Consider the following 18,275-nt stretch of genomic DNA (forward strand, 5'->3'; position numbering starts at 1 on the left):
GGTGACGTGGACCACGTCCACCGACCATCCTCGCAGGTGACGCGCATGCGGACCTGCGCGCACCGAGGGAGAGAGAGCGATGGCCACCAACGCGAGAGAACGCCGCGCGCACCGTGTGCGCGCCGTGGTGGCCGTGGTGCTCGCGACGGCGCTGACCGCGCTCGTCTCGGCCTGCGGCGTCACTCGTGGCGCCGACGACGCGGACAACCGCCGGCTCCGCATGATGATCCCGAACAGCCCGGGCGGCGGGTACGACCTCACCGGGCGCGCGGCGGCGCGCGTGATGGAGGAGGAGGGCCTCACCGGCCGTTTCGAGATCACCAACGTGATCGGCGCCAGCGGCACGGTCGCGATGCAGCGGCTGCTCAACGAGCGGGGGGCCGACGACCTGATGCTCACGATGGGCCTCGGCGTGGTCGGGGCGGTCTACACCAACCGGTCCGACGCGACCGTCGACAACGCCACGCCGCTCGCGCGCCTGGTCGAGGAGTCCGAGGGCCTGCTGGTTCCGGCAGACTCGCCGTTCAAGACGGTCGACGACTTCGTGGAGGCGTGGAAGGCCGACCCGGGCAGCGTCTCGATCGGCGGCGGATCGTCACCGGGCGGTCCTGACCACCTCTTCCCGATGCAGCTCGCCCAGGCCGTCGGGGTCGACGCGCGCGACGTCAACTACGTGCCGTACGACGGTGGTGGCCCGCTGACGACCGCCTTGCTCGGCTCCAAGATCGACGTCGGCACCTCGGGGCTCGGCGAGTTCGAGGGCCAGCTCGAGGAGGGCACCCTACGGGTGCTCGCGGTGTCGGGCGAGGAGCCGCTGGAGAACGTGGACGCGCCCACGCTGAAGGAGTCGGGCATCGACTTCTCGTTCAGCAACTGGCGCGGGATCCTCGCCCCGCCCGGGATCAGCGACGAGGAGCGCGACGCCCTCGTCCGCCTCCTCGAGGAGATGCACGACACGAAGGCCTGGCGCGACGAGCTGGAGCGCAACGGGTGGATCGACGCGTTCCAGACCGGGACCGAGTTCGAGGACTTCCTCGTCTCGCAGGACGAGCGGGTCGAGGACACGTTGAAGGAGCTGGGGCTGGTATGAGCGAGACACAGGAGCTGAAGTCCGGGGGAGCAGCGGTCGACCGGGCGCAGTACGGCCTCGCGGCGTTCCTCGTCGTGGTGGGCGCCTACGTGCTGTACGACGCCGCGACCCTCAGCGCGGGCTTCTCCGACCAGGCGCTGTCGCCCGCGGTGTTCCCGTACGTGATCGGGTCGGCGCTGATCGTCCTCGCGGTGCTGCTCGCGGTCGTCACCGCACGTGGTGACCGCCCGCAGGCGGAGGCCGGTGAGGACGTCGACCTGACCGGCGGCGCCGACTGGGCCACCGTCGCGAAGCTCGTGGCGGTGTTCGTCGTGAGCATCGCCCTCATCGACCTGCTGAGCTGGGCGATCACCGGTGCACTGCTGTTCGCCGGCTGCACCTGGGTCCTCGGCAGCCGTACGCACGTGCGCGACCTCGCGATCGGCGCGGTGCTCTCGGTCGGCACCTGGTACGGCTTCTACGTCGGCCTGGGCATCCCCATCCCGGCCGGCATCCTGGACGGGGTGCTCTGATGGAGATGCTCCTCGACGGGTTCGCGACCGCGCTGACCCCCGTCAACCTGCTGTATGCCTGCATCGGAGTGCTGCTCGGGACCTCGGTGGGCGTCCTTCCCGGTATCGGTCCGGCGATGACCGTCGCCCTCCTGCTCCCCGTGACCTACAACGTCGCCCCCGACGGCGCCCTCATCATGTTCGCCGGCATCTACTACGGCGGCATGTACGGCGGGTCCACGACCTCGATCCTGCTGAACACCCCGGGTGAGTCCTCCTCGGTGGTCACCGCGATCGAGGGCAACAAGATGGCCAAGGCCGGCCGTGCTGCGCAGGCGCTGGCGACCGCCGCGATCGGATCGTTCGTCGCCGGGACGATCGGCACGATCCTCCTGGTCGCGCTCGCGCCGAGCGTTGCCGGTTGGGTCGTCAACCTGGGCGCACCGTCGTACTTCGCCATCATGGTGCTCGCCCTCGTGGCCGTCACCGCGGTGCTGGGCGACTCCAGGCTCCGGGGCTTCATCTCCCTCGCGCTCGGTCTGGCGATCGGCCTCGTCGGGACGTCGACGGGTCAGCCGCGGCTGACCTTCGGCAACCCGCTGCTCGCCGACGGGATCGACATCGTGGTCGTCGCGGTCGCGATCTTCGCGATCGGCGAGGCGCTGTGGGTGGCGGCGCACCTGCGGCGCAGGCCGCTCGAGATCATCCCGGTCGGCCGCCCCTGGATGGGACGCAGCGACTGGGCGCGCTCGTGGAAGCCGTGGCTGCGCGGGACCGCGTACGGGTTCCCCTTCGGGGCGCTGCCGGCCGGCGGTGCGGAGATGCCGACGTTCCTCTCGTACATCACCGAGCGCCGGCTCGCGAAGCACCCGGAGGAGTTCGGCCACGGCGCGATCGAAGGCGTAGCGGGTCCCGAGGCGGCCAACAACGCCTCGGCCGCGGGGACGATGGTGCCGCTGCTGGCGCTGGGGCTGCCGACGACGGCGACCGCGGCCGTCATCCTGGCCTCGATGCAGAGCTACGGGATCCAGCCGGGCCCCGGCCTGTTCGACAACGAGCCCGAGCTCGTCTGGGGCCTCCTCGCGAGCCTCTTCGTCGCCAACACGCTGCTGCTGGTCCTCAACCTGCCGCTCGCGCCGGTGTGGGCCAAGCTGCTGCGCACACCGCGGCCGTACCTGTACGCAGGGATCCTGTTCTTCGCGTCGCTCGGTGCGTACAGCGTGAACTTCCAGTGGTTCGACCTGCTCGTGCTGCTGGCGTTCGGGATGCTCGGACTCGCGATGCGACGGTTCGCGCTGCCGGTGCTGCCGCTCATCATCGGCGTCATCCTCGGCCCCCAGCTGGAGTACCAGCTCGGTCAGGCCCTGCAGCTGTCGGAGGGCGACTGGACGACCCTGCTCTCCGAGCCCGTCGCGGTCGTCGCGTACGTCGTGGTCGCGCTCATCCTCGTCGTCCCGCTGCTCGCCCGGCTGCGCGGTGGTGGGAACGACCGGTTGGACAAGGAGCTCGACGACCTGGAGAAGGAGGTCCGCCCGTGACCGTCGTAGTGGCGTACAGCGAGGACGACCAGGGGCGCGCCGCGCTCTCCTACGGAGTGGCGGAGGCGACGCTGCGGGGCAGCGACCTGGTCGTGGTCAACGCGACCCGCGGCGACGCGTACGTCGACCGGCGTTTCGCCGCGGGAAGCGCCGCCGACCACCTCCGCGACGAGCTGGCGAGGCTCGGCGTCGACGCCGACGTCCGGCAGCCGATCGACCCCGACATCGCGGGCGCCGTGCTCGCGGTCGTCGCGGAGGTCGGCGCCGACGAGCTCGTCATCGGGATCCGCCACCGCTCGCCGGTCGGCAAGGCGATCACCGGGAGCGTCGCCCAACGCCTTCTGCTCGACTCCCCGGTACCCGTCCTCGCCGTCAAGCACGACGGGCGTGCAGACTCGGCGGTGTGACGAGCGATCTGGAGACCGAGGCACGGGCGCTGCTGGACGCGACGCTGAGCCATGCCGGCGTGACCGTCCGGATCACGGAGGTCGAGGCGTACGGCGGCACCGCCGACCCGGCGTCGCACGCCTTCCGGGGGCCGACACCGCGCAGCGCGATCATGTTCGGGCCGCCGGACGTGCTGTACGTCTACCTGTCGTACGGGATGCACCACTGCGCCAACGTGGTCGTCGGGAGCGACGGCGACGCCTCGGCCGTGCTCCTCCGCGCCGGGGAGGTCGTCCGCGGCGTCGAGACGGCACGCGTACGCCGTGGGCCGGGCGTGACCGACGTCCGGCTGGCTCGTGGACCGGCGAACCTGACCCAGGCCCTCGGCCTCACGCTGTCGCACAACGGCGTCGCGCTCGGCGGGCCGGAGGTCGTGCTGCGGCGCGCCGCCGTCCCGGCGGCCGAGGTCAGCAGCGGTCCGCGGGTCGGCGTCTCGCAGGCGGCGGACGTCCCCTGGCGGTTCTGGTTGACCGGAGACCCCACCGTCTCCGCCTACCGCCGCAGTCCCCGCGCCGGTGCCGCAGGCGCTCTGTGAGGATGAGCGCATGACTCGCACCCGGCCCCTGCGCGGGATCGCCGCCGCGCTCGCGTCCCTGCTGCTCGTCTCGTGCGGCAGCGCCGCACAGATCGCGGGGGAGTCGGGCGGCGAGACCTGGGGGCCGGAGGCAGCAGGCCTGCCCCTGACCGACGACGGCGGCGTCGTCGTCACGGCGCACGACCTCGATCCGACCGGCAGCTACCCGGACGACCCGGTCGCGGTGGCGGTGTACGTCGAGCCGCTGTGCCCCCACTGCGGCGCGTTCGCCGCGGACCAGGGGCGCCTGCTCGCAGACCGGCTCGCCTCGGGGGCGATCACCCTCGAGTACCGGCTGGTCTCGTTCCTCGACACCGGCAGCACCGACCGCGCCTCGGCCCGCAGCGTCAACGCAGCGCTGTGCGTGTCGGCCGCGGGAGGCCCGGTCGCGTACGAGGCGTTCGTCGGCGCCCTGCTCGAGAACCAGCAGCCGGACGGGCTCTCGGACGACGACCTCGTCGCGCTCGCCGCCGACATCGCCGGCGCCCGGAGCGAGCGGTGCATCCGCGACGAGGAGCATCAGGAGCTCGTGCGTGTGCTGACCGAGCGCGGTGTCGAGGAGATCTCGGGTACGCCGGCGGTGGTCGTCGACGGGCGCCCGCTCGATCAGATCCCGACCACGGCTGAGCTGAGGGCGATGTTCGGCGCGGCGACCGTCTGAGAGGTCAGAGCGGGAGCGCCACGGCGTCGAGCGCCGTCACGAGCGCACCGACGACCGACGCCTGGTCACCGCGTTCGGACACCCGAACCGAGATCTCGCCGCCGAGCCCGTCCACGGCATGGCGACGGAGGCCGTCGCGGATCCCGTCGACGACGATGCTGCACGCGAGATCACCCCCGACGACGATCAGCTCGGGGCTGAGGAGGTTGGCGAGGATCGCCGAGCCCTGGCCGAGGGCGCGGCCGGCATCCTCCAGCAGGCGCCGGGCTCCGGCGTCCCCGGAGTCGGCGAGGTCGACGAGGTCGTGCACGGCCAGGCCGGGGATGCGGCTGTGGAGCTGGTCGACGAGGCCCGTGCCACCGGCGTACGCCTCGAGGCAACCGCGACTCCCGCACCGACAGAGGGGGCCGGTCTCGTCGAGCGTGATGTGGCCGAGCTCGCCGGCGGTGCCGAGGCCGCCCCGGTAGAGGTTGCCGTCGAGCACGAGACCGCAGCCGATGCCCGACGACACCTTGAGGTAGGCGAGGGTGCTGACCTCCGGGTGGTCGCTGTGCTCGGCGAGCGCCCCCAGGTTGGCGTCGTTGTCCACCAGCGTGGGCAGGTCGAGCGCCTTCGACGCGACGTCCGGCGCGGCGACTCCGACCCAGCCCGGGAGGATCGAGCCGGCGGTGATCCGGCCGTCCTTGGTGATGGGAGCCGGCAGGCCGAGCCCGGCGGCGTGGACGTTCGAGCGGTGCTCACCGAGCTCGGCGAGCAGCGAGTCGAGGAGCTCGTCGGCGAGCGCGAGCCCGTCGCCGTACGCGTGGTCGTTGTCGAGCTGGCGTCGCGTCGTGATCAGGGGACGGGCGGCGAGGTCTCCGAGCGCGACCTCGAGGTGGGAGTGGCCGAAGTCGATGCCGGCGACCAGCCCGGCACCGCGCGCGATGCTCACCGTGAGGCCCGCGCGCCCGCCGCTGCCGGCCGTCTCGACCAGGCCTGTGGCGACGAGCTGCCGGACGATGTTGGACACCGTGGCGGGCGCGAGCTCGGTCCGTCGGGCGATCTCCGCCTGGCTCAGCTCGCTGTCCGTGCGCAGCACCGACACGACGCGCGCCAGGTTCGCTGAGCGCAGCGCTGACGTCGATCCGGTGGGTCGCATTGCCTCAACCTAGTCGGATTCGACAAATCGTCAAGGGGTGAAGGTTTCACGCGAATGTTTCGGTTTTGCAACGCTCTTATGTTCACAACTTGACGATTTCTCCGAAGATGCCAAGACTGTGGGCGACAGACGCGGAGTTTCCTGCGTCACATCTTCCTGGGGAGGAAACGTGAAGAAGTTTGCCCGCACCGCTGTAGGGGCGGCGTCGGTCGTGGTGCTCGCGGCCGCACTGGGCGCCTGTGGAGGCGACGACGACGGAGGCGACGGTGGCAGCGACAGCAAGACGATCGCGCTGCTGCTCCCCGAGACCAAGACCACCCGCTACGAGGCGTTCGACAAGCCGCTCTTCGAGGCGAAGGTCCAGGAGCTCTGTGACGACTGCGAGGTCAAGTACCTCAACGCCGACCAGGACGCCTCCAAGCAGCAGCAGCAGGCAGAGTCGGCGATCACCGACGGTGCGGCTGTCCTGGTGCTCGACCCGGTCGACAGCGAGGCCGCTGTCGGCATCGTGAAGTCGGCCCAGTCCTCCGAGGTCCCGGTCATCGCCTACGACCGCTTCATCGAGGGCGCCGACTACTACATGTCGTTCGACAACGAGCGTGTCGGCGAGCTCCAGGGCCAGGCCCTGGTGGACGCCACCGGCGGCACCGGCGACATCCTCATGCTCAACGGCGCGCCGACCGATCCGAACGCGGCCCAGTTCAAGGCGGGTGCGCACAAGGCGATCGACGCCAGCGGCCTCAACGTCGTGGCCGAGTTCGACAACCCGGACTGGAGCCCCGACAACGCGCAGAAGTTCGTCACGTCGCAGCTCAACAACGTCGACGGCGCCTCGCTCGCCGGCGTCTACGCCGCCAACGACGGCCAGGCAGGCGGCGTGATCGCCGCCCTCCGTGCCGACGGCATGACGAAGTTCCCGCCGGTCACCGGTCAGGACGCCGAGCTCGCTGCGATCCAGCGGATCGTCACCGGCGACCAGTTCATGACGATCTACAAGTCGATCAAGACCGAGGCCGAGAAGGCCGCCGAGGTCGCGGTCGCCATCGTCAACGGCGACGACGTGGGCGACACGACCGACTTCCAGGGCGTCAAGTCGTTCATCTTCGACCCGGTCGTCGTCACGACAGACAACATCAAGGACTCCGTCGTGGCTGATGGGTTCTACTCGGTGGAGGACATCTGCACGCCGGAGTACGCGGACGCCTGTGCAGCCGCAGGCCTCAGCTGATCCGCAGTCCCCGGGTCCGGGTGGTCACGCGTCGTCGTGACCGCCCGGACCGTTCCCGTCCCCACGACCAGCGAAGGACACCATGAACGACGGCAGCCAGCCGATCCTCTCGCTGCGCGGCATCGACAAGCGCTTCGGCGCCGTGCAAGCCCTCAGTGACGTCTCCATCGACGTGCACCCCGGTGAAGTGGTCGCCCTCGTCGGCGACAACGGCGCCGGCAAGTCGACCCTCGTCAAGATCATGTCCGGCGTCTACCAGCCCGACGGCGGCGACATCGTCTTCGACGGCAAGAAGGTCTCGATCCCCGGTCCCAAGGCTTCGCAGGAGCTCGGCATCGCGACGGTCTTCCAGGACCTCGCCCTGTGCGACAACCTGGACGTGGTCGCCAACCTGTTCCTCGGTCACGAGCGCACCTCCGCGGGTGTCCTCGACGAGGTCGAGATGGAGCGCCACTCGTGGGAGCTGCTCCGTCAGCTCTCCGCCAAGATCCCGTCCGTCCGCATCCCGATCGCCTCGCTGTCCGGCGGACAGCGGCAGACCGTCGCGATCGCCCGCAGCCTCGTCGGCGAGCCCAAGGTGGTCATGCTCGACGAGCCGACCGCGGCCCTCGGTGTCGCGCAGACCGCCGAGGTCCTGAACCTCGTCGAGCGGCTCCGCAGCCGCGGTCTCGGCGTCGTGCTCATCAGCCACAACATGGCCGACGTGCAGGCCGTCGCCGACCGGATCTACGTGCTGCGCCTCGGGCGCAACGGCGCGGAGTTCGCGATCGGCGAGGTCACCACGGTTCAGCTCGTGGCCGCGATCACGGGGGCGTCCGACAACGTGGTCGCCGAGCGTGCGGCGCGCGACCAGTCGGGAGCGTCGATCGCTCCCGAAGACATCGATCCCGACGCCGTGCTGCCGGACGGCCACCACGCTCCCGGCACCGGCACGACTCCCGACTCGGACGAGGAGCGCAACGCATGAGCACCGCGTACGACCAGAGCGACGAGCGTCTCGTCGAGGCGGGGACGCCACGCGCCGCGCTGGGCGCGTTCGGACGACGGATCCGGTCCGGCGACCTCGGCATGGCCCCGGTCATCATCGGCCTCGTCGCGATCTGGCTGGTCTTCTTCTTCCAGAACGACCGCTTCCTGTCGTCGCGCAACCTCGTCAACCTGAGCCTCGACTCGGCGACCATCGGGATGATCTCGCTCGGCATCGTCCTCGTGCTGCTCCTCGGCGAGATCGACCTGTCCGTCGGCTCGGTGAGCGGTGTGGGCGGCTCCGTCATGGCCGTCCTGCTGGTCTACCAAGGGTGGCCGCTGCTCGCGGCCATCCTGATGGCGCTGGCGGTCGGCGTGGCGATCGGCTTGTTCTACGGGCTGCTGTTCACGCAGTTCGGGGTGCCCAGCTTCGTCATCACCCTGGCCGGCCTGCTCGCGTTCCTCGGCGTCCAGCTGTGGGTGCTCGGCAGCCGCGGCACGGTGAACCTGCCGGTCGACTCGTGGCTCATCGAGTTCGCGAACTTCAAGTTCCTGTCTCCGCTGGCGTCGTACGTGCTGGCGGTCGCGATCGGTGCCGTCTACCTCGTGACGCGGCTGCGCACGATCCAGCGACGTCGTGCGGCGAACCTGTCGGCGCCGTCCTTCCAGGGCGCCTTGATCCGTACGGCGCTCATGGTCGCCGCGCTGCTGTTCGGCGCGTGGTACCTCAACCAGGACCGTGGCGTCGGCTACATGCCGCTGTTCTGGGTGGCGATGATCGTGGCGGTCGACCTGATCCTGCGCAAGACGCGCTTCGGACGCTCGGTCTTCGCGGTCGGCGGCAACGAGGAGGCCTCGCGTCGCGCAGGCGTCGCGGTGAACAAGGTCTACATCACCGTGTTCGCGGCATGCTCGACCTTCGCGGTGCTCGGCGGCATCCTCGCCGCCGGCCGTCTGCAGTCGGTCGCGCAGTCCAGCGGCGGCACCGACACCAACCTGATGGCGATCGCGGCCGCGGTCATCGGCGGGACGAGCCTGTTCGGTGGGCGCGGCTCGGCGTACGCGGCGCTGTTCGGCATGCTCGTGCTCCAGTCGATCACGAGCGGCCTGAACCTGATCGGTGTCGAGGCCGAGGTCCGCTACATCGTCACCGGTGCGGTCCTGCTGCTCGCCGTGACGATCGACTCGCTGTCGCGCCGGGCGCGGCGGAGCAGCGGCACCGCCTAGCTGCCGTACGGCGCACGACCAGCAGCACAGCGCTCGGGGCGCCTCCGGACCTCGTCCGGAGGCGCCCCAAGCCGTTCCCAAGCGTTCCCCAAGTGGTCACCGCGAGGCTCCTCTCCGTCAGACAGACGATTGAGGAGCACAGATGTCCAGCCTGCTTTACCGCCTCGGCCACACGACCGCGGCTCACCCGTGGCGCACGATCTGCGCCTGGGTCGTCGTCCTCGTCGGTGTCCTCGCCCTCGCCGCGAGCGTCGGCGGCACCTTCCAGGACGACTGGGACGTACCCGGAGCCGAGGGCCAGACCGGCCTCGACCAGCTGCGCGCCCACATGCCCGACGCCGGTGGTGCGAACGCACTGATCAGCGTCCACGACGCCGAGGGCGACCGGATCCCCGCCAGCGACCTGGATCGCCTCGCCGAGCGGGTCGGCGACGTCCCGCACGTGATCGGCGTCTCCGCACCGCGGCTGTCTGAGGACGGCGACACCGCCTTGATGTCGGTCCGGTACGACGTTCCTGTCACCCACGCCGACGTGATGGGAGAGCTGGCGCCGCTCGAGGACGCCGTCGACGAGGCGGCGCTGGGGGACGTGAAGGTCGACTTCGGGGGAGAGGTCCCCGGGACGGCGATGGAGATGAACGGGCGCGGTGAGCTGATCGGGGTCGGCGTCGCTCTCGTGCTGCTGGTGCTGACCTTCGGCTCGGTGGTGGCCGCGGGGCTCCCGATCGCCGTCGCGCTCTTCGGTCTGGCGCTCGGGTCGGCCGGCGTCACCCTGCTCGCCGCGACCACGAACGTCAGCAACGACGCTCCGACCGTCGCCACGATGGTCGGCCTCGGTGTCGGCATCGACTACGCGCTCCTGCTCGTGACCCGGTTCGTGGAGTTCCTGCGGGCGGGGCACGGCCGGGCCGCTGCCGCCGGGCATGCCACCGCGACGGCGGGCCGAGCCGTGCTCTTCGCGGGGCTGACGGTCCTCGTCTCGCTGATGGGGCTCGGACTTGCCGGACTGCCGACGTACTCGGCGTTCGGCATGGCGACCGGCATCACGGTTCTTGCGGTGATGGCGGCTGCCCTCACGCTCGTGCCGGCGCTGTGCGGGCTCGCGGGCCACCGCCTGGTGTCGCGCAAGGCCCGCCGGGGCGCGGTCAGCGACCCGGACCGTACGACCTTGACCGCCCGGTGGGCCGCACGTGTCGGCGCCCGGCCCCTGCCGTGGGCGCTGGCGGCGCTCGTGGTCATGGTCGCGCTCGCTGCTCCCGCGCTCGGGATGCGGACGTTCCCGCAGGACGCCAGCGCCGAGCCGACGAGCTTCACGACGCGTCAGTCGTACGACGTGGTGGCTGACGAGTTCGGTCCGGGGGCGAACGGCCCGTTGACCTTCGTCGCCGATCTGGACACCGTGGACGACAGAGACCTCGACCAGCTGCGGGCGACGCTCGCCGACGACCCACGGATCGTCGCGGTGGGGGAGCCGGTGACCTCCGCGGACGGAGCGATCGCGGTGTTCGACGCACAGCCGGCGTTCGGTCCCCAGGACGAGCGCACGACCGACCTCATCACGTCGATGCGTGCGGACGTCCTGCCCGCCGGTGTGGCACTGACGGGGACGACGGCGATCCTCACGGACATCTCGGTGATGCTCTCCGAGCGGATCTGGGTCGTGGTCGGGTTCGTGGTGCTGCTTTCGATGATCCTGCTCGCGGTGATGTTCCGGTCGGTCGTCGTCCCGCTGAAGGCCGCCGCGATGAACCTGCTGTCGATCGGCGCCGCGTACGGCGTGGTGACGCTCGTCTTCCAGCACGGCTGGGGGCTGTCCCTGCTCGGGATGGACCACACCGTGCCCGTGTCGAGCTGGGTGCCGATCCTCACGTTCGCGATCCTGTTCGGGCTCTCGATGGACTACGAGGTGTTCCTCCTGTCGCGGATCCGCGAGAGCTGGCTGCGTACCGGTGACGCCCGAGGATCCGTCGTGGCGGGTCTCGCGAGCAGCGCGCGCGTCATCTCGAGCGCTGCGGCGATCATGGTCGCGGTGTTCATCGGGTTCGCGACCGAGTCGGCGGTGACCGTGAAGATGCTGGGTGTCGCGATGGCGGCCGCCGTCGCGCTCGACGCCACGCTCGTGCGCCTCGTCCTCGTGCCGGCGACGATGACGATGCTGGGCCGCTGGAACTGGTGGCTGCCGGCGTGGTTGGACCGCATGCTGCCGCACGTCCGGATGGAGCCGGCCGACGTGCCGGTCGCCGAGCCGTCGTCCGGCCAGGCCGATCAGCAGGACGAGCCGGACGAGGCGAGCGAGGTCGACGAGCTCGGCGAGGGCCAGCCCGTACGCGGCTGACCTGCGTCAGAACCCGTACGCGTCCCGCTGGTGGAGGAACCATCCCTCCACCAGCGGGATGTTCCATGCCTCGATCAGGGCGAGAGCGTCGTCGGCGTGGTGCGCGGCGCGCTCGAGGTCTCCCGTCGCAGCGGAGGCGAGGGCCAGATAGGCGTCCACGGGTCCGAGCGCCATCGTCGATCCCGCACTGAGCACGCCCCCGGCCAGCGGCGCGAGCCGGGTGTAGGACGTCGCGGCGACGTCGGGCAGGTCGAGCGCGAGCGCGACCTCGGCGCCGAAACCCCAGATCATGGGCGCGATCCAGCTGTCGTCGTCGATCGTCGGCGAGGTCCGCTGGTACAGCGCGCGCGCCTCGTCGATCCTGCCGCGGCGGACGAGGAACCCGGTCGCCGCCATGTGGATCGGGACGACGGCCGTCCGCACGAGCGCGTCGAGCGCGCTGTCGGCGCGGTCGCCGTCGTCGTCCTGGTCCGCGCCGCGCCAGATCGCCAGCACGAGCATGAGACCGCTGAGCGCGTCGTACTTGTGCGGGACGGCGATCGTGTCGACCACCCGCAGCAGCTCGTCGAGGGAGTCACGGGCGGCGTCGAGGTCGCCGCGCATCGCGAGCCACGGGATGCGCATGCAGTCGAGGAACCACAGCGTGTACGGCAGTTGGAGCTCGCGCGCGATCCGGCGTCCTCGCTCGAGGTCCTGCTCCATCTCGGCGACGAGACCGAGGTCGCTGCGAGCGGTGGCCCGCTGGGCGAGGGCGATCGCCTCGACCCGGCGGTCTCCGACCCGTCCGGCGAGCGAGAGTGCCTCGTCGGCGAGCGTCAGCCGCTGGCGTGCCGTCCACGGGTGCCAGATCGCGATGAACGCCGCCGTGCACATGTCCATCAGGAGGGCGTCGTCACCCAGGCGCCGCGCCATGTCGAGCCCGTCCGTGACCAGCTGCTGGCACTCCTCCTCGCTGGCCGTGTAGTACAGCTCGTTCGCGAGGCTGATCAGCAGCGTGCACCGGACCGGTGAGTCCTCGACCGGGAGCGCCTCGAGCGCGCGGCGCTGGGCGCCGACGATCGTGTCGCTGGTCTCGCCGAACGACCGTGTCTGCCACAGCGCACCCCGCGTCGTCGCGACCGCCGCCCGGGCGAGCAGGGCGGTGTCGCCCAGCGCGTCGGCGACCCCGATCGCCTCCTCGACGGCGTCGGTGAGCTCGTCCCACCGGGCCGCCCACCGTGCGGCGTCGGCGAGTGCGAGGAGCAGCTCGTACCGGTCGCCCGGGGACGCGTCGGGATCCATGTCGATCCGGGTCAGCGCGAGATGGAGCAGGTCCGCCGCCTCGTCGTAGCCGTGCCGCTGCTGCGCCGCGAGCGCCGCCCGGTACGCCGAGGTCCAGGCCTGTGCCGCGTGGTCGGCGCCCGCCTCGGCCCAGTGCCGTGCGATCTCGGCCACCCGCGCGGACGCGTGGCGACCGTCCGCGAGCGTCCCGGCGATCCGCGCATGCACGCGCTGGCGACGCGACGGCGACAAGGACGCGTAGACGGCGTCGCGCACGAGCGCGTGGGAGAACCGGAAGCGGTCGTCGCCCTCGTCGCGCAGCATCCCCGCCGCGGTGGCCGGCTCGAGGTGGTCGAGGACGTCGAGATCGGTCAGTCCGGTGCTCGCCATCACGGTCGCCAGGTCGAAGCGGCGACCGACGACGGCGGCGTGCCGGAGGACGTCGAGGGTCGGCTCGGGAACGGCGCTGAGCCGGCGGCGTACGACGTCGGTCACGGCGGTCGGCGGCTCGGCGTCGAGGCTGCCCTCGTCTCCGAGCAGTCGCGCGTACTCGACCACGAAGAACGGGTTGCCCTCGGTGCGGTCACGCATGGTGGCGGCCGTGGCTTCCGCGACCGGGTGGTCCGCCATCGCTTCCAGCACCCGCGCGGTGTCGGCGACGGTCAGGCCCTGGAGCCGTACGGTCGCCGCGTGGCGTCGCGCGAGGGTCTCCATGGTCTCCGCGAGCTGGCCGGTCGGCTCGGGGTGCGCTCGCATGGTGACGAGGACGAGGAGCCGCGCCCGGTCGGCGATCGTGCACAGGTGCCGGAGGACGCGCAGCGATGACGGGTCGGCCCACTGGAGGTCGTCCAGCGCGACCACGACCGTCTGGTCGGCGGCGGCCGAGAGCAGCTGCCGGCAGATGTGGTCCCAGGCCGCGAAACGGCCTCCGTCGGGATCCGCGGCGTCCGGGCCGGCTTCCCTCACGACGCTGCCGATGCCGGTCAGCACCGACTCCCACGGCCACAGCGGCGGCGCGCCGCGGTCGGAGGAGCACCGGCCGACGAGAACGTGCGCCCCGCGCGCCCGAGCCCGGGCCATCAGCTCGGCGACGAGCCGCGACTTGCCGATCCCGGGCTCGCCCACGACGGACGCGAACTGCGGCTCGCCGGCGTCGGCCACGTCCAGCCTGTCGAGCAGCTCGTCGAGCTCGTCGTCGCGGCCCACCATCGGCCAAGGAGGGAGCGTCGGAAGCCGGTGCTCCGACCGGGGGAGCGGTGGATCGGCGGGCTCGGGCGCGGTTGGCGTCGCCGACGGGGGCGCCGCCGCGGCCACCGTGGCGGTGACACGCTGTTCCGCCCAGGCGACCAGCGGATCCTGGCGCAGGATCGCGGTCTGCGTGTCACGCACCAGCGCTGTCGGCTGGAGGCCCAGCTCCTCGTCGAGCGTCTCGGTCAGTCGCCGGACGACGTCCAACGCGTCGGCCTGTCGGCCGGTTCGGGCGAGCGCGACCGCGCGCAGCGTCCACAGGCGTTCGCGGAGCGGGTGCTGGGACGAGAGCGACTCCAGCTCTGCCGCGACCGTCGCGTGCTCACCCTGGGCGAGCCGGACGACCGCGAGGTCCTCCAGCCCGACGAGCCGCAGCTCGTCGAGCCGGCCACGCTCGGCCATCGCCTGAGGATGGTCGGCCAGCTCGTCGTACGCGCGCCCGCGCCAGGTCGCGGTCGCCGTCTCGAGGTCGTGCCTGATCTGCTCGAGCACCTCGTCGTCGAGCACGCCCGCCCCAGGGATCGCGTCCCGCGCGAGCGGACCGAGCGCTCGGTGTGCGGACTGAAGGAGCGCGATCGTCGCGGCCGCGTCGACCGTCACGCTGCTCGCGTCGAGGACGTACCCGCCCCCGGTCGTCCTCAGTGGCAGCGCCTCGCCCGGCCCGAGCGCGGTGCCGAGCGCTCGACGCAGGCCCGAGACGTACGACTGGAGGGTGCCGAGGGCGCCGTCGGGTGGGGTGTCACCCCACAGGTAGTCGATCAACGTGTCGACGCTCTGGACGTTGCCGACCCCGAGAGCGAGCGCAGCGAGCAGGACGCGGTGCTTGCGCGTCCCGAGCGCGACCGGCGGCGATGCCTGCTCGCGGTACGCCTCGACCGGGCCGAGGACTGCGAGCCACATGGCTCAGAGCATAGGTCGGACGGAGGTTCCGGACGTTGCTTTTCACCGCGCCGAGAGGCGGTCCCTCCGTGCTCGCGAGCCATGCCCATGCCGTCCCCAAGCCGATCCCAAGGACTCCCCAAGTGGGCAGGCGCACGGTGGTTCTCGTTCATCGACGCGCCGACAGAGAGGTCGGCCACGGAAGCAAGGAAGCACCATGACCACACTGACCGACACGATCGCGACCCGACCGAGTCGTCATGACGAGCCCGCCGACGTCGACTTCGACGCTCTTCGGGCGCAGATCGGCACCCGTCTCGTCCGCCCCGGTGACCCCGGGTGGAACGAGGTCAGCCTCGCCTGGAACCTCGCCGTCGACCAGTCGCCCTGCGCGGTCGTCCTGGCCGAGAGCGCCGACGACGTGGCAGCCGCCGTACGGTTCGGCCGTGCGTTCGACATCGCCGTCGCGCCGCAGGCCAGCGGTCACGGGGCCTCTGCCAGGCTCGCCGGCAGCATCGTGGTCCGCGGGACCGGCCTCGACGTGATCGACGTCGACGTGATCGCACGCACCGCGCGAGTTGGCGCCGGCGTGCGCTGGGGGGCGCTTCAGGCAGCGCTCGACGGCACCGGGCTGACCGGCATGATCGGCTCGAACCCCGACGTCTCGGTGGTCGGATACACCCTGCAGGGCGGCTACTCGTGGTTCACCCGCCCCTTCGGGATGGGTGCGGACTCCCTGCGCTCGGCCGAGATCGTCGATGCGGACGGCGTCGTACGACACGTCGACGACGACACCGACCCCGGGCTCATGTGGGCACTTCGCGGTGGTGGCGGCAACGTCGCCTACGTGGCGTCGGTGGAGATCGACCTCCACCTGGCCCCGGCCATCGCCGGCGGTCGCATGCTGTTCCCGATCGCCGACGCGCGCAGCGTCCTGAACGCGTTCGCGCAGGCGACTGCCGCCGCTGGTGACGCGATCTCGCTGTGGGCCTCGATCGTCCACGTCCCGAACCTCGACTTCATGCCGGAAGAGGTGCGCGGCCAGTCGTTCGTCGTGGTGGAGTCCTGCACGGCGGAGGGACTCACCGGGCTCGAGCGGGCGCTCGCGCCGATCCGTGCCGCCGGCGTGCTCGTGTACGACACGGTGCGCGAGCGGACCGCGTCGGAGGTCGGCGACATCTGCGAGGAGCCCATCGACCCCATGCCTGTGGCCCACCACGGGATGGCGCTCGGTGAGCTGACGCCGACCGCGATCGATGCGCTGCTGGCGGTGGCCGGCAGGCCCGGCGCGATCCTCCAGGTGCAGGTACGTCACCTGGGGCCGTCGCGAACCGCACGTCGCTCGGGCCTCATGACCGAGGTTCCGTCCGAGTACATTGCCGTCGCGCTCTCGCTGCTGCCCGACCCGGGACTCGAGCCGATGGTCCGCGACGCCTTCGCGGAGGTCGCCGCGGCACTGCGGCCCTGGAGCGCCGGCGCCGTCGGATCGACCTTGGTGTCCGCGTGGGACACGCTCGACCGCAGCACCTCGTACGCCGACCGCGAGCGGCTCGCCGACGTGATTGCGGAGCACGACCCGACGGGCGTGTACCGCGCAGCCGTCGGCCTCTCCTGAGACCGCGGCGCGGGGTCGTCGGCCAACCGGGGGAAGACCGACGGCCCCGTCCCGTGCCAGGGACGCGCAGGGGTGCGGCAGACTTGCAGCTGGACCCGGTCGATCACCGACCGGGCACTCAGCTGTGAGGAGACCACCGTGACCACCCACGTCCTGGACGACCTCGAGGCGCGCGGACTCGTCGCGCACTCGACAGACCGTGACGCCCTGCGCGCCGATCTGTCCGCGGGGCCGGTCACGTTCTACGTGGGCTTCGACCCGACGGCCCCCAGCCTCCACATGGGCAACCTTCTCCAGCTGCTCACCGCCCGGCGGCTGCAGCTCGCGGGTCACCGGCCGCTGATTCTCGTCGGTGGGTCCACCGGCCTGATCGGCGACCCGCGGGACGTGGGGGAGCGGACGATGAACAGCCGCGAGACCGTCGCCGACTGGGTCGACCGGATCCGGTCGCAGGTCGAGCAGTACGTGTCGTTCGAGGGCGACAACGCCGCGCGGGTCGTCAACAACCTCGACTGGACGAAGGACGTCAACGTCATCGACTTCCTCCGTGACGTCGGGAAGCACTTCCCGGTCAACCGGATGCTCGACCGCCAGGTGGTCGCGAGCCGCCTCGAGACGGGCATCAGCTACACCGAGTTCAGCTACGTCCTGCTCCAGTCGATGGACTACCTGGAGCTCTACCGCCGGTACGGCACCTCGTTGCAGACCGGAGGCAGCGACCAGTGGGGCAACATCACCGCAGGCGTCGAGCTGATCCGGCGCGCCGAGGGTGCCAAGGTCCACGCGCTGTCCACGCCGCTGATCACGAAGGCGGACGGGACCAAGTTCGGGAAGTCGACGGGGGGAGCGCTGTGGCTCGACCCGGAGATGCTGTCGCCGTACGCCTTCTACCAGACCTGGATCCAGGCCGAGGACTCGAAGGTCGTCGAGTACCTACGCCAGTTCACCTTCCTCGGTCTCGACGAGATCGAGGAGATCGCCGCCGAGTCCGCCGAGCGCCCCGGGCTCCGCATCGCCCAGCGCCGACTCGCGGCGGAGGTGACTGCGCTGGTGCACGGGCAGGACGAGGTGACCGCTGCCGAGCAGGCGTCCGCAGCGCTGTTCGGCAGGGCGGAGCTCGTCGATCTGCCGGAGTCGACCCTGCGGGCCGCCCTCACGGAGGCCGGCTTGGTGACGGTCGAGAGCGGTACGCCCCTGGTGGACGCCTTCGTGGCCGCGGGCCTCGTCGACAGCAAGTCCGCCGCGCGCCGCGCGGTCAACGAGGGCGGTGCCTACGTCAACAACGTCCGTGTCGAGGACCCGGACACGACGCTCGACGGGCAGCACGCCCTCCAGGGCGGGCTGGTGGTCCTCCGCAAGGGCAAGAAGTCCGTCGCGGGGGCCGAGCTGGCGAGCGCGTGACCGGTCTGTCCAGACATGTCCGAGACGTCCGTGGGGCCCGTCGTCGCGTTGCGCCGGCGGGTCCCACGTCTTCGGCCCCAAAACGCCATCTGACCTGCAGAAACGGCACTTGTGACCCAGGGCACATCGCCTCGATTTGACCGCCTGTTTACCTCCGCGTAGTGTTCTTCTTGTTGC

At 71.3% G+C, this 18,275-nt stretch carries 14 protein-coding genes; 12 read left to right on the forward strand and 2 right to left on the reverse strand.

All coding sequences use genetic code 11. The features are described from left to right. Positions 1 to 79: 79 nt before the first annotated feature. From AB3M34_RS10470 to AB3M34_RS10495, 6 genes are read left to right on the forward strand one after another with little or no spacing between them, the layout of a single operon-like run. Positions 80 to 1,090, forward strand: a complete 1,011-nt coding sequence (locus tag AB3M34_RS10470; protein WP_370619663.1) for a Bug family tripartite tricarboxylate transporter substrate binding protein — start codon at positions 80 to 82, stop codon at positions 1,088 to 1,090. Next, a complete protein-coding gene (locus AB3M34_RS10475; protein WP_370619665.1) occupies positions 1,087 to 1,602 on the forward strand; it encodes a tripartite tricarboxylate transporter TctB family protein in 516 nt (171 codons plus the stop codon). The genes AB3M34_RS10470 and AB3M34_RS10475 overlap by 4 nt, the downstream gene beginning before the upstream one ends. Continuing rightward, positions 1,602 to 3,119 carry a tripartite tricarboxylate transporter permease gene (locus tag AB3M34_RS10480; RefSeq protein ID WP_370619667.1) on the forward strand — a complete coding sequence of 506 codons (1,518 nt, stop codon included), beginning with the start codon at positions 1,602 to 1,604 and terminating at the stop codon, positions 3,117 to 3,119. Before AB3M34_RS10475 ends, AB3M34_RS10480 begins: the two co-directional genes overlap by 1 nt. Next, positions 3,116 to 3,526, forward strand: coding sequence for a universal stress protein (locus AB3M34_RS10485; RefSeq protein ID WP_370619668.1), 411 nt, complete (start codon positions 3,116 to 3,118; stop codon positions 3,524 to 3,526). Before AB3M34_RS10480 ends, AB3M34_RS10485 begins: the two co-directional genes overlap by 4 nt. Further along, positions 3,523 to 4,101 (forward strand): DNA-3-methyladenine glycosylase, encoded by a 579-nt coding sequence (locus tag AB3M34_RS10490; RefSeq protein WP_370619670.1) that lies wholly within the window; start codon positions 3,523 to 3,525, stop codon positions 4,099 to 4,101. The genes AB3M34_RS10485 and AB3M34_RS10490 overlap by 4 nt, the downstream gene beginning before the upstream one ends. A gap of 10 nt (positions 4,102 to 4,111) precedes the next feature. Further along, positions 4,112 to 4,801, forward strand: a complete 690-nt coding sequence (locus AB3M34_RS10495) for a DsbA family protein (protein WP_370619672.1) — start codon at positions 4,112 to 4,114, stop codon at positions 4,799 to 4,801. Positions 4,802 to 4,805: 4 nt separating this feature from the next. Here the strand turns inward: AB3M34_RS10495 and AB3M34_RS10500 are convergent, their stop codons facing one another. Continuing rightward, positions 4,806 to 5,939 carry an ROK family protein gene (locus AB3M34_RS10500; protein WP_370619673.1) on the reverse strand — a complete coding sequence of 378 codons (1,134 nt, stop codon included), beginning with the start codon at positions 5,937 to 5,939 and terminating at the stop codon, positions 4,806 to 4,808. A 169-nt stretch (positions 5,940 to 6,108) separates the two neighbouring features. On the opposite strand from AB3M34_RS10500, the gene AB3M34_RS10505 reads away from it, so the two are divergent. From AB3M34_RS10505 to AB3M34_RS10520, 4 genes are all read left to right on the forward strand, one after another. Next, entirely contained in the window at positions 6,109 to 7,167 is a 1,059-nt protein-coding gene (locus AB3M34_RS10505) for a substrate-binding domain-containing protein (protein WP_370619675.1), read from the forward strand. Positions 7,168 to 7,249: 82 nt separating this feature from the next. Then, a complete protein-coding gene (locus AB3M34_RS10510) occupies positions 7,250 to 8,134 on the forward strand; it encodes an ATP-binding cassette domain-containing protein (RefSeq protein ID WP_370619677.1) in 885 nt (294 codons plus the stop codon). Continuing rightward, entirely contained in the window at positions 8,131 to 9,360 is a 1,230-nt protein-coding gene (locus AB3M34_RS10515; RefSeq protein WP_370619678.1) for a sugar ABC transporter permease, read from the forward strand. Before AB3M34_RS10510 ends, AB3M34_RS10515 begins: the two co-directional genes overlap by 4 nt. 142 nt (positions 9,361 to 9,502) lie before the next feature. Continuing rightward, positions 9,503 to 11,695 carry an MMPL family transporter gene (locus AB3M34_RS10520; protein WP_370619680.1) on the forward strand — a complete coding sequence of 731 codons (2,193 nt, stop codon included), beginning with the start codon at positions 9,503 to 9,505 and terminating at the stop codon, positions 11,693 to 11,695. A 6-nt stretch (positions 11,696 to 11,701) separates the two neighbouring features. Here the strand turns inward: AB3M34_RS10520 and AB3M34_RS10525 are convergent, their stop codons facing one another. Further along, a complete protein-coding gene (locus AB3M34_RS10525) occupies positions 11,702 to 15,103 on the reverse strand; it encodes a BTAD domain-containing putative transcriptional regulator (protein ID WP_370619682.1) in 3,402 nt (1,133 codons plus the stop codon). A 196-nt stretch (positions 15,104 to 15,299) separates the two neighbouring features. Between AB3M34_RS10525 and AB3M34_RS10530 the strand changes: the two genes are divergently transcribed. Further along, positions 15,300 to 16,697: an FAD-binding oxidoreductase gene (locus AB3M34_RS10530; RefSeq protein WP_370619684.1), complete on the forward strand. Its 1,398-nt coding sequence runs from the start codon at positions 15,300 to 15,302 to the stop codon at positions 16,695 to 16,697. A gap of 138 nt (positions 16,698 to 16,835) precedes the next feature. Continuing rightward, the gene (tyrS, locus tag AB3M34_RS10535; protein WP_370619685.1) at positions 16,836 to 18,098 is read left to right on the forward strand and encodes a tyrosine--tRNA ligase; all 1,263 of its coding nucleotides are present in this window, start codon (positions 16,836 to 16,838) and stop codon (positions 18,096 to 18,098) included. Positions 18,099 to 18,275 lie beyond the last annotated feature (177 nt).

Origin of the sequence: Mumia sp. Pv4-285, from assembly GCF_041320275.1 — a bacterium.
Taxonomy (GTDB): domain Bacteria; phylum Actinomycetota; class Actinomycetes; order Propionibacteriales; family Nocardioidaceae; genus Mumia; species Mumia qirimensis.

Coding starts and splice junctions, on each gene's coding strand:
- AB3M34_RS10470 (WP_370619663.1), top strand. CDS start 80: ATGGCCACCAACGCGAGAGAACGCCGCGCGCACCGTGTGCGCGCCGTG.
- AB3M34_RS10510 (WP_370619677.1), top strand. CDS start 7,250: ATGAACGACGGCAGCCAGCCGATCCTCTCGCTGCGCGGCATCGACAAG.
- AB3M34_RS10480 (WP_370619667.1), top strand. CDS start 1,602: ATGGAGATGCTCCTCGACGGGTTCGCGACCGCGCTGACCCCCGTCAAC.
- AB3M34_RS10475 (WP_370619665.1), top strand. CDS start 1,087: ATGAGCGAGACACAGGAGCTGAAGTCCGGGGGAGCAGCGGTCGACCGG.
- AB3M34_RS10520 (WP_370619680.1), top strand. CDS start 9,503: ATGTCCAGCCTGCTTTACCGCCTCGGCCACACGACCGCGGCTCACCCG.
- AB3M34_RS10500 (WP_370619673.1), bottom strand. CDS start 5,939: ATGCGACCCACCGGATCGACGTCAGCGCTGCGCTCAGCGAACCTGGCG.
- AB3M34_RS10525 (WP_370619682.1), bottom strand. CDS start 15,103: ATGTGGCTCGCAGTCCTCGGCCCGGTCGAGGCGTACCGCGAGCAGGCA.
- AB3M34_RS10515 (WP_370619678.1), top strand. CDS start 8,131: ATGAGCACCGCGTACGACCAGAGCGACGAGCGTCTCGTCGAGGCGGGG.
- AB3M34_RS10530 (WP_370619684.1), top strand. CDS start 15,300: ATGACCACACTGACCGACACGATCGCGACCCGACCGAGTCGTCATGAC.
- AB3M34_RS10495 (WP_370619672.1), top strand. CDS start 4,112: ATGACTCGCACCCGGCCCCTGCGCGGGATCGCCGCCGCGCTCGCGTCC.